General features: G+C 73.9%; 11 protein-coding genes. 6 read left to right on the top strand and 5 right to left on the bottom strand.

The window, feature by feature from the left end:
* Nucleotides 1–85: 85 nt before the first annotated feature.
* The 5 genes from AC2D9U_RS18520 to AC2D9U_RS18500 are packed head-to-tail and all read left to right on the top strand — an operon-like array spanning nt 86 to nt 4,969.
* Nucleotides 86–1,045, top strand: coding sequence for a Bug family tripartite tricarboxylate transporter substrate binding protein (locus AC2D9U_RS18520; RefSeq protein ID WP_484751684.1), 960 nt, complete (start codon nt 86–88; stop codon nt 1,043–1,045).
* 30 nt (nt 1,046–1,075) lie between these two features.
* Nucleotides 1,076–2,050 (top strand): Bug family tripartite tricarboxylate transporter substrate binding protein, encoded by a 975-nt coding sequence (locus tag AC2D9U_RS18515; RefSeq protein WP_484751683.1) that lies wholly within the window; start codon nt 1,076–1,078, stop codon nt 2,048–2,050.
* A 32-nt stretch (nt 2,051–2,082) separates the two neighbouring features.
* Nucleotides 2,083–3,753, top strand: coding sequence for a CocE/NonD family hydrolase (locus AC2D9U_RS18510; RefSeq protein ID WP_484751682.1), 1,671 nt, complete (start codon nt 2,083–2,085; stop codon nt 3,751–3,753).
* 35 nt (nt 3,754–3,788) lie between these two features.
* A complete protein-coding gene (locus tag AC2D9U_RS18505; RefSeq protein ID WP_484751681.1) occupies nt 3,789–4,598 on the top strand; it encodes a bestrophin-like domain in 810 nt (269 codons plus the stop codon).
* Nucleotides 4,598–4,969, top strand: a complete 372-nt coding sequence (locus tag AC2D9U_RS18500) for a hypothetical protein (RefSeq protein WP_484751680.1) — start codon at nt 4,598–4,600, stop codon at nt 4,967–4,969. The genes AC2D9U_RS18505 and AC2D9U_RS18500 overlap by 1 nt, the downstream gene beginning before the upstream one ends.
* Nucleotides 4,970–4,975: 6 nt before the next feature.
* Here the strand turns inward: AC2D9U_RS18500 and AC2D9U_RS18495 are convergent, their stop codons facing one another.
* From AC2D9U_RS18495 to AC2D9U_RS18480, 4 genes are read right to left on the bottom strand one after another with little or no spacing between them, the layout of a single operon-like run.
* A complete protein-coding gene (locus AC2D9U_RS18495) occupies nt 4,976–5,863 on the bottom strand; it encodes a hypothetical protein (protein ID WP_484751679.1) in 888 nt (295 codons plus the stop codon).
* Nucleotides 5,860–6,276 carry a DUF6524 family protein gene (locus tag AC2D9U_RS18490; RefSeq protein WP_484751678.1) on the bottom strand — a complete coding sequence of 139 codons (417 nt, stop codon included), beginning with the start codon at nt 6,274–6,276 and terminating at the stop codon, nt 5,860–5,862. The genes AC2D9U_RS18495 and AC2D9U_RS18490 overlap by 4 nt, the downstream gene beginning before the upstream one ends.
* Nucleotides 6,273–6,941 (bottom strand): hypothetical protein, encoded by a 669-nt coding sequence (locus tag AC2D9U_RS18485; protein WP_484751677.1) that lies wholly within the window; start codon nt 6,939–6,941, stop codon nt 6,273–6,275. The genes AC2D9U_RS18490 and AC2D9U_RS18485 overlap by 4 nt, the downstream gene beginning before the upstream one ends.
* A complete protein-coding gene (locus AC2D9U_RS18480; RefSeq protein WP_484751676.1) occupies nt 6,941–8,014 on the bottom strand; it encodes a hypothetical protein in 1,074 nt (357 codons plus the stop codon). The genes AC2D9U_RS18485 and AC2D9U_RS18480 overlap by 1 nt, the downstream gene beginning before the upstream one ends.
* Here AC2D9U_RS18480 and AC2D9U_RS18475 point away from each other — a divergent pair.
* A complete protein-coding gene (locus AC2D9U_RS18475; RefSeq protein ID WP_484751675.1) occupies nt 7,994–8,554 on the top strand; it encodes a hypothetical protein in 561 nt (186 codons plus the stop codon). The genes AC2D9U_RS18480 and AC2D9U_RS18475 overlap by 21 nt on opposite strands.
* On the opposite strand, the gene AC2D9U_RS18470 is transcribed toward AC2D9U_RS18475, so the two are convergent.
* Nucleotides 8,551–9,351, bottom strand: coding sequence for a bestrophin-like domain (locus AC2D9U_RS18470; RefSeq protein WP_484751674.1), 801 nt, complete (start codon nt 9,349–9,351; stop codon nt 8,551–8,553). The genes AC2D9U_RS18475 and AC2D9U_RS18470 overlap by 4 nt on opposite strands.
* Nucleotides 9,352–9,366 lie beyond the last annotated feature (15 nt).

Below are 9,366 nucleotides of genomic sequence, written 5' to 3'. Positions count from 1 at the left end.
GCGCCACGCCCGATGTCTGGACCGGCACGCGCGCGGAACTCGCCGCGCATACGCTGGCCGGTCGCGCATCCCTGGTGCGCGGCTGATGCGCGCCCCCCGCCGCCTGCTGCTGGGCGCTGCGCTGACCGCGCCCTTCGTCGCCCGCGCCCAAACCCCTTGGCCGGACCGGCCGGTGCGCTTCACCGTCGCCTTCGCGCCCGGCGGGCCGGCCGACATCATCGCCCGGCTGCTCGCCCAGGCGCTGAGCGAGGTCTGGCCGCAGCCCGTCATCGTCGAGAATCGCGGCGGCGCGGGCGGCAACATCGCCGCGCAGGTGGTCAGCCGCGCCGCGCCCGATGGGCTGACGGCGCTGGTCACCACCTCGGCCTTCGCGGTGAATCCCTCGCTCTCGCGCAATCCGGGCTACCGGCCGGAGCAATTCGCCACCGCCGCCATTGTCGCCGGTACGCCCAACCTCTTCGCCGGGCGCGTCGAGGGCGATGTACGCACCTTGCGCGACCTGGTGGCGATCGGCCGCACGCGCCCGGTGAATTTCGGCTCGGCCGGCGTCGGTTCCACGCCGCATCTCTCGGCCGAGAACCTGCTCAAGCGCATCGCGCGCGTCGAGGCGCAGCACATCCCCTTCGCGGGCGCGGGCCCGGCGATGACGGCGCTGATCGGCGGGCAGATCGACATGGCGAGCGTGGCCCTGCCGGCGGCGGTGTCCATGGTGCAGGGCGGGCGCGCGCGCGGCCTGGCCGTGACGAGCGCGACGCGCGTCGCCGCCCTGCCGGACGTGCCGACGGTGGCCGAGGCCGGCTTCGAGCCGATCGTCGATCTCACCTGGGTGGTGGTGATGTTCCCCGCCGCGGTGCCGGAGGCGATCCTGGAGAAGGTCAACGCCGATGTTGGCCGCGTGCTCGCCACGCCCGCCTTCCGCGAGCGGCTGGCGGCCACCGGCTTCGACCCGATCGGCGGCTCTCGCGCCGAGGCCACCGCCTATGTCGGCAATGAGTTGCGCCGCTGGGGCGAGGTGGTGCGGAGCCTCGACGTTTCTGTCGATTAGGTTCGCCTGCCAGACTGGAGGAAACGAAGAATGACCCGCCTGATGCTGCCGCGCCGCACCGCGCTCGGCGTGGCCCTTGCGCTGCCCTTCATCGCCCCGGCCCGCGCGCAGGAGACCTGGCCCGCCCGCCCGCTGCGCTTCGTCGTCGGCTTCGCGCCCGGCGGGCCGGCCGATGTGGTGGCGCGCATCATCGCCCAGGCGATCGGCCCGCGCCTGCCCCAGCCCATCGTGGTCGAGAACCGCGTTGGCGCAGGCGGCAACATCGCCAGCCAGTATGTCGCCCGCGCCGCGCCGGATGGGCTGAACGTGCTCTTCGCCACCACCTCCTTCACCGTGAACCCGGCCATCTCCACCCGCGCGGGCTATCGGGTGGAGGATTTCGTGGCGGCCGCCATCGTCGCCTCCACGCCGCACATGCTGGTGGTGCACCCGCAGGAAGGGGCGCGCGACCTCGCGGCGCTGATCGCGCAGGGGCGGCAGCGGCAGCTCAACCTCGCCGTGCCGGGCCTCGCCACCACGGGCCATCTCTCGGCCGAGCGCCTGCTGCGCGTCCTCGGCGGGGCGGACCTCCAGCCCGTGGGCTTCCCCGGCGCCGCGCCGGTGGTGACCGCCGTGCTCAGCCGGCAGGTCGATGTCGGCACCATCGCGATGAACACCGGCGTGGCGCAGGTGCAGGCGGGGACGGTGCGCGGGCTTGTCGTGACCGGCGCCGAGCGCGCCGCCGCCCTGCCCAATGTGCCGACGGCGAAGGAACTCGGCTTCCCCGATGCGGTCGACTACACCTGGGTCGCCGCCATGCTGCCTGCCGGCACGCCCCAGCCGATCCTGGAGCGCCTGAACGCCGAGATCGGCCGCGCCCTGGCGGACCCGGAGGTGCGCGCGCGCCTGCTCGCCACCGGGCTCGACCCCGTGGGCGGCCCGCAGGCCGAGGCCGCGCGCTACGTGCCCGAGGAATTCCGCCGCTGGGTCGAGGTCGGCCAGCGCACCGGCATCCGCATCGAGTAGCCAGCCCCGCCATTGTCGGGCATGAACAGGGCATGATCGTCGAGCGCGACGTCGCGATCCCGATGGCCGATGGCCTCGAACTGCGCGGCAACCTCTTCCGCCCGGACACGACGGCGCGCGTGCCCGTCATCGTCTCGCTGGGCATCTACGGCAAGGACATCCATTTCGCGGATGGCTATGCGCCGCAATGGAAGATCCTGAACGGCATCTACCCCGGCCTGGCCACCGAGGGCTCTTCCGGCCGCTGGCTGCGCTGGGAGGTGCCGGACCCCGAGCGCTTCGTCCCCGCCGGCTTCGCCATCCTGGTCGTGGATGCGCGCGGCAGCGGCAAGTCGCCCGGCTATCTCGACGCGCTCTCCCCGCGCGAGACGCAGGACTATGCCGAGGTCATCGCCTGGGCCGCGGCGCAGCCCTGGTCGAATGGGCGCGTCGGGCTGCTCGGCGTCTCCTACCTCGCGATCAAGCAGTGGCAGGTCGCGGCCCTGCGCCCGCCGGGCCTCGCCGCCATCTGCCCCTGGGAGGGCGGATCGGACCACTACCGGGACTGGTCCCACCATGGCGGCATCCCCTCGGATGGCTTCGCCACCGCCTGGTGGCCGCGCCAGGTGCTGGTGAACCAGCATGGCAGCGCCGCCACCCCCTATCGCGACCGCGACACGGGCGAGCCGGTCACCGGCGCGCCGCTGCCCGAGGCGCTGCTGCCGGGCAACCGCGCCAACCACCCGGCCGAACTCGCGCGCCACCCGCTGGACGATGCCTGGCACCGCGACCGCTCGCCCGACCTTGCGCGGATCGAGGTGCCGCTGCTCTCGGCCGGCAATTGGGGCGGGCCGGGGCTGCATCTGCGCGGCAACATCGAGGGCTTCCTGCGCGCCGGATCGCGCGAGAAATGGCTCTCGCTCCATGTCGGCACGCATTACGAGAGCTTCTACCTGCCCGACTACGTCGCCATGCAGCAGCGCTTCTTCGCGCATTTCCTCGCCGATGCGCCGAATGGCTGGCGCGCCGAGCCGCGCGTGCGCCTTGCCATCCGCACGCCCGAGGGCACGCGGCCTCTGACCGCGCCGCGCTGGCCGCTGCCCGAGACCGACTTCCAGAACTGGTACCTGGACGCGCGCAACCAGACGTTGTCGCGCCGCCAGCCCGATGCCCCGGGCAGCCTCGACTACACGGCGGAGGGCGCGGGCGTGACCTTCACCACCGCGCCCTTCGCCACGCCGGTGACGCTGGCCGGGCCGGTGGTGGCGCGGCTGAGCATGGTCTCCTCCACCGATGACCTCGACCTCTTCGTCACGCTGCGCGCCTTGCGCCCCGATGGCAGCGAACACCGCTTCACCGGCGCGCATGAGCCCACGCCGCTTGCGCGCGGCTGGCTGCGCGCCTCGCATCGGCGGATCGACCGCGCACGCTCACGCCCCTTCCGGCCCTGGCACCGCCATGATGCGCCGATCCGCCTCAACCCCGGTGAGGTCGCGGATCTCGGCGTGGAGATCTGGCCGACCAGCTTCGCCTTTCCGGCCGGCTGGCGCCTCGCCGTCACGCTGCAGGGGCGGGATTTCGAATATCCGGGCATTCCCGGCCGCATCCTGCACGGCGCGGCGCGGGCGCAGGATCCCGCGCGCTTCGGCAATACCCACCGCCTGCTGAGCGGGCCGAACCACCCCTGCCACCTGCTGCTGCCGGTCATTCCTGAGCCCCGCTAACCCTCGGTCAAGCCTCGCGCGGCCATCCTGTCGCCATGCCGCCCTTGGCTGCCCTGCACGACCTGCCCGCGAGCACCGTCTTCGCCCTGTTCATGGGCGCGGCAGGGCTGCTCGCCGTCCTGGTCGCGCGGCTCGGCGCGGCAGTGGTGCGGGCGCCGCAGACCAAGGAAATGATCGACATCGCCATGCGCAGCACGGGCGCGGTGACGGCGGCGCTGACGCTCACGCTCGCTTTCTGCGCCGTGCAGGCGCGCGGCCAGATGGCGGAGGCGCAGCGTCTCGTGCAGGCGGAGGTCACCGCGATCGGCGGCTTCCTGCGGCTGGCCGAGCGGCTCGGCCCGCAGGGCGCAGCGTTGCTGCCGGCGCTGGGCGCCTATGTGCATGCCATCGCGGCGGTGGAATTCCCTGCCATGGCGACCACGGGGCGCGACCCCGCGACCCAGCGCGCGGCGGAGGCGCTGGAGAATGCCGCCTATGCCGCGGCGACGCTGCTCGGCAACACCCTGGCCGACGACCTGCTGGAGGAGGCCGACCGGCTGGAGGCCGCGCGCGAGGCCCGGCTGCACGCGGCGGCCCAGGGTCTGCCGCACCAGTTCTGGCTGCTGATCGTGCTGCTGCTGGCGCTGATCATGGCGACCGGCGCCGTCTATCCGCCGCGGCCGCATATCCTGGCGATGCTGGGTATCCAGGCCGCCGGGCTTGGCGCGCTGATCGCCTTCGTCTTCCTGATGGAACAACCCTTCCGGGGCGAGTTGGCGATCTCGCCCGAACCCTATCGCGTGCTGGAACGCAGCCTGGCGCATCGCGCCGATCCGGCGCGCAGCGTGCGATTCCTCAGCCCGTGATGGCGGCAGGAAGCCTCTGTTCGCTGCATGGGCTGGGCGGGCATCTGCTGCTCTATCCGGACCGCGTGCAGGTGCTGCGCCACGGGCCCTTCTTCACGGCAGTGAACCTGCTCTCCCACATGGAGCGCGAGATGGAGAGCACCATCCTGCTGCGCGGGCTGGTCGGCGTGCACATCGTGCGCTCGCTGCTGCTGGTGCAGTTCCTGCGCCTCACCTATGCTGGCGCACCGGCGCCGAGCGGGCATTACCTGCGCGACGCCTTCGCCGAGAACGCCTTCCTGCTCAGCCTGACGGACAACCGCCCGCTGCTGGCCATGCAGGCGCGCATCATCGAAGCGGCGCGCGCGGTGGGGGCGCCGCTGCAACCCTGACGCCGCTCATCCCTGGGCCATGCGGCGAAACCAGGTGGTGGAGCGCAGCACCCCCTCGGGCTTCGGCGCCAGGCCCTCGGCCTCCATCAGCGTGGCGACGCGGCGCGCGGCCTCGGCCTCGCTCGCCTGGCGCCCGGTGACGTTGCGGAATAGCATCGTCGCGCGCCGCACATCCGCCTGCGCCACGCGGCCGCGCGCATCGGCCTGGCTGCGCAGGAAGACCCGCGCCTCCTTCGCCCCGTCGCGCGCCAGGCCGCGGCGTTCCGCCTCGGCGGCGAGGGTGGCGCGCGCATCACTGGCGCTCAGCCCGTAGCGCGTGACGCCTTCGGTGAGCAGCTCGCGTTCGGCCTCCGGCTCGGCCAGCCCGGCCTCGGCGCGCAGCTTCACGAGTTCGGCATAGCCCTGCTGTCCGGTCGCCGGCGCGGGCACGGCCTCCGCGCGCAAGGGACCGCTGGGCGCGCAGGCAAGACAGGGCATGCGCTGCGCGCTGCCGTCGAGCTCCATCAGCAGCAGTTCCACCGTCATGTCCGGGTGGCGCGCGCGCACCGCCGCGGCGGCGCGGTTCAGCACGTCGCCATGCGCCGCATATTCCGCCGCCGGATCATCCGCGAGCCGCCGCCCGGCCCAGAGATGCATCGCCCCGCAATCGCGGTGGTTCACGAAGACCACCTTGCGCACGCCATGCAACTGGCGCGAGGCGGCGAGGTTCTCCCACAGCGCGGTGTTCCAGGCCGGGCGGTTCTCATCCACCGCGGCCAAAGCGGCGCCGGCGATGCGCATCTCGCTGTAGCGATCGGTGCGGCCGAGCGCGTTCATCAGATAGGTGACGTCGTCGGTCAGGCGCGGGTCGATGCAGCCGACGAGGAAGGCGTCGGCCTTGGAGGGCACGCTCATGGCTTGATCTCCTCGGTATGGGTGATGCCGCCCAGGCGGTGATGCAGGTGCGAGTAGCAGAGCCCGGCGGTGAAGACGGCGGCGAGGCTGACCAGCGCCCACATCAGCAGCGTGTCGCCGGTGAAGATGCCCGTGCCGGTCAGATGCGCGAGCGTCATGCCGCTGCCGACGCACACCAGCAGCGTCAGCACCACGCCGCGCACCCCGAGCACGCCGCGCGTGGTGCGCCAGAGCAGCAGGAAGATGATGGCGAGCAGCGCGCCCACCGCGAGCTTCGCCCAGAACCAGCCGAAGCCGCCCAGCACCCAATGGACGTAGGAGGTGCCCGAGGGGTTGTAGACGGCGAAGACGAGGAACAGGCAGAGCAGCGCGCGCGCCACCACGCCGCGCCAGTCGAAGCGTGCGGCGCTCATCTGGCCGCCTCCTGCGCGCGGGTCAGGGCGAGGGCGGCCAGCTGGCGCGCCGCCGCATCCACCGCCACGCGCCGCGCCAGCCCGGCGCGCCAGGGTGCCAGCGCCTCGGCCGGCGGGCCGGCGAGACGGCCTAGCGCGCCATCCGCCGCCGCGGCGTCGCCCCTCGCGAGGTGCTCCGCGGCTTCCTGCAGCGCGGCGAGGCCCGGCGTGCCGGCACTGCCCAGGCTGGCGCCGAGCCGCATCAGCGCGGCGGCGCGGTTCGCGACCCAGCCGGGATCGGGGCCGAAGCCCATCTCGGCCAGCACCGCGGCATCGGCGGCGGCGGGCAGGCTCTCGGCCAGCTGGCGCGGCGTGGGCGCGCCCTGCGCGGCGGCCTCGGCGAGGGGCAGCAGCAGGCGCAGCATCGGTGCATCCTCCGCCGCCAGCGCGGTGGCCACGGCGAAGGCGCGCGGGAAGGGCGCGGGGCGGGGCAGATGCGGCAGCAGGATCTCGACCGCGAGCATCGGCAAGGCTGCCTCGCGCATCGGCAAGGGTGCGGGCACCGCCGCGGCCGGGCTCACCAGCGGCGGCACGGCCCGGCCCGAGGCCACCAGCAGCGCCACCGCGCCCAGCAGGCAGCCGAAGCCCGCCAGCCCCAGCGCCGCATGGTCGCGCCAGCCGGCCATCACCGGCACGCCCCCGGCGTGTCGAGCGCGGCGAGGCGCTCGGCCAGCGCGGCACGGGCGATGCCGGTGGCGCCCTCGGCGAGGCGCCGCTCGGCCCGCGCGATGGCCGCCAGCGCTTGGTCCTCGAAGGTGGCGCGGTTCAGCGAGGCATCGAGCCGGTTGAACAGCCAGTCGATGGCCCAGGAGGCGCCGATGCCACCGGCGAGCCCCACCGCCGTGCCGGGAAAGCCCCCCAGCGCATAGCCGAAGGCGCCGCTGGCGGTGATGATCGAGCCCGCCTCGCTCAGCCGCACCGCCACCGCGCCCAGCCGCGCCGCCATGGGGCGCATGGAGCGCAGGAAGACCGAGCCGGAATCGGCGCCATCCTCGGCCATCATCGCCATCGGGTCGGTCGGCGCCTGGGCGAGCAGCACGGGGGCCAGAGGTGCGGCGGCGGCGGCAAGGTGCAGGGTCTGCGCCGCGTCGCCTTTCGCCGCGGGCGGCCATGCGGCGAGATGCGCCGCCTGGCGGGCGAGCGCCTGGCCCCAGGCGGCATCCAGCGCCGCGCCGACATGCGCGACATCGGCGCCGAAGCCGCCCTCGCGCAGCACGGGGGCGAGCACGCGGGCGCGGAATTCCTCGCGGATCGGCGCGGCCATCTCCTCCGCCAGCCGCGCGGCGAGCGGGGCCTCCCCCTCCACCGCCACGGCCTGCACCAATTCGCCGAGCCCGCGCGCGAGGATGCGGTAGGAGGTGACGTAGCTCTGCACCCAGCCATAGGCCCAGTCGCCGAAATAGGGCACGCCCTCCCGCGCCGGGCCGAGGCGCATGGCGGCGGCATCGTCGAGCAGCCGCGCCGCGAAACCCTCGAGCTGCGCGGCCTCCTCGGCCAGTGCGGCGCGGGCGGCGGCGGCAGTGCCGGGCGGGGCGGCGTGATGCGTGCAGGCGCCGCCGGGCAGGATCAGGAGCAGCGTCTCCGCCCGCGCCGCGCCGGCCATGCCGAGGCCAAGCAGCAGGCCGAGCGCCGCCGCCCGGTAACGCCGCGTTAGGCTCTGCCGGGCTATCGGGCGGGCATGGAGACCGGGCTCGGCCATATGCTGCTGGAAGGGCTCGGCGCGCTCTTCGCCGTGCTGGTCGCACTCGCCGCGCTGCGCCTGGCCAGCCTCGCCTTCACCCTCGCCGCGCCGCGCGATGCGGAGGCCGTGCCCCTGCTGCATGTGCTGGCGCTGGGCTGCGGCATCGCACTCGGCATCGCGCTGGTGCTGGCGGGGCCGGATCCGCGCGCCTTCCTGCCCAGCCGCATCTTCAGCCAGGACGGCCCCTGGGCGATCGGCCTCGGCGCCTTCCTGGCCGGCCATGCGCTGCCCCGGGCGGCGAGCCTCGGCGCACTGCCCGACTGGCTGGTGCTGCCCGTGCTGCTGGCCGGCGCCCTGGCCGCCGCGCGGCTGTGGCAGGGGGTGGCGCGGCTGCGCGCCTATGCCGCCTTCCTGCTGCTCTGCGCCACCACCGCACTGCTGCTGCACTACGGCGCGCATCTGCTGGCCTGGCTGGCGGCGCAGCTCAGCTTCTGGCTTTTCGCGCTGGGGCTGCTGGCCTTCCAGCGCTGGCGCTACGGGACGCGGCGCGGCCACTAGACCACCTCCATCATCGACAGGAAGGGGGCCGGGGTCAGCAGCGGCGGCGCGCCGACATAGGGGAAGGCGAGCTTGAGCGAGACGAGCAGCACGAGCCCCACGATCACCGCGATCACCGCCGCCATGGCGTAGTGCATCGCCGCACTCGCGCCGCCGAAGAACCACTGGAAGGCGATGACGGCGACCGAGACGGTCAGCACCAGCACCCAGATCAGCCCCGAAAGCGTGCGGGAGGTGACGGAAAGCCGCGCGATCCGCGCCTCCGCCACCTGGCCGATCCAGTCGCCGGTCTTCTGCTGCAGCACCTGCTGGGCCGAGCGTTCCGAGGGCGCATCGAGGAAGGCGCGCGTCAGCCGCTGGAAGGCGGCGTCGGAGGCGGTGGTGGGCTGGCCCGCCTGCATCGCCGGCCAGTCCAGCGTCACCACCGCCGCCGCATAGCCCCGGATCGCACCGCGCATCTCGGCGCGCGTGGCGGCGAGGTTCGGCCCGTCGAAGGTATCGACCGAGAGGGCGAGCATGTAGAGCCCGCCGGCCTCCTTCTGCAGCGTGTCGCGCGCGGTCTGGAAGGTGTCCCAGGCACCGACCAGGGTCAGGGCCGCGACCACCGCGTAGATCTCGACGACGAAGCCGTATTTCACCGCGCCGACCACGGCATTCGCCTGGAACTCGGCCGGCGTGAACAGCGCATACATCACGCGCCCGAGCAGCAGCGCGAGGCCCACCGGCACGGCGATGGTCACGACCATGCCAAGCCAGGCCGGCAGCGCGGCCAGGCCGTGCGGCAACAGGATGTCCACGCGCGCGCTCCCCCA

It is taken from the genome of Roseomonas sp. TF40 (assembly GCF_057219975.1).
This window is presented reverse-complemented; position numbering and strand designations above follow the sequence as displayed.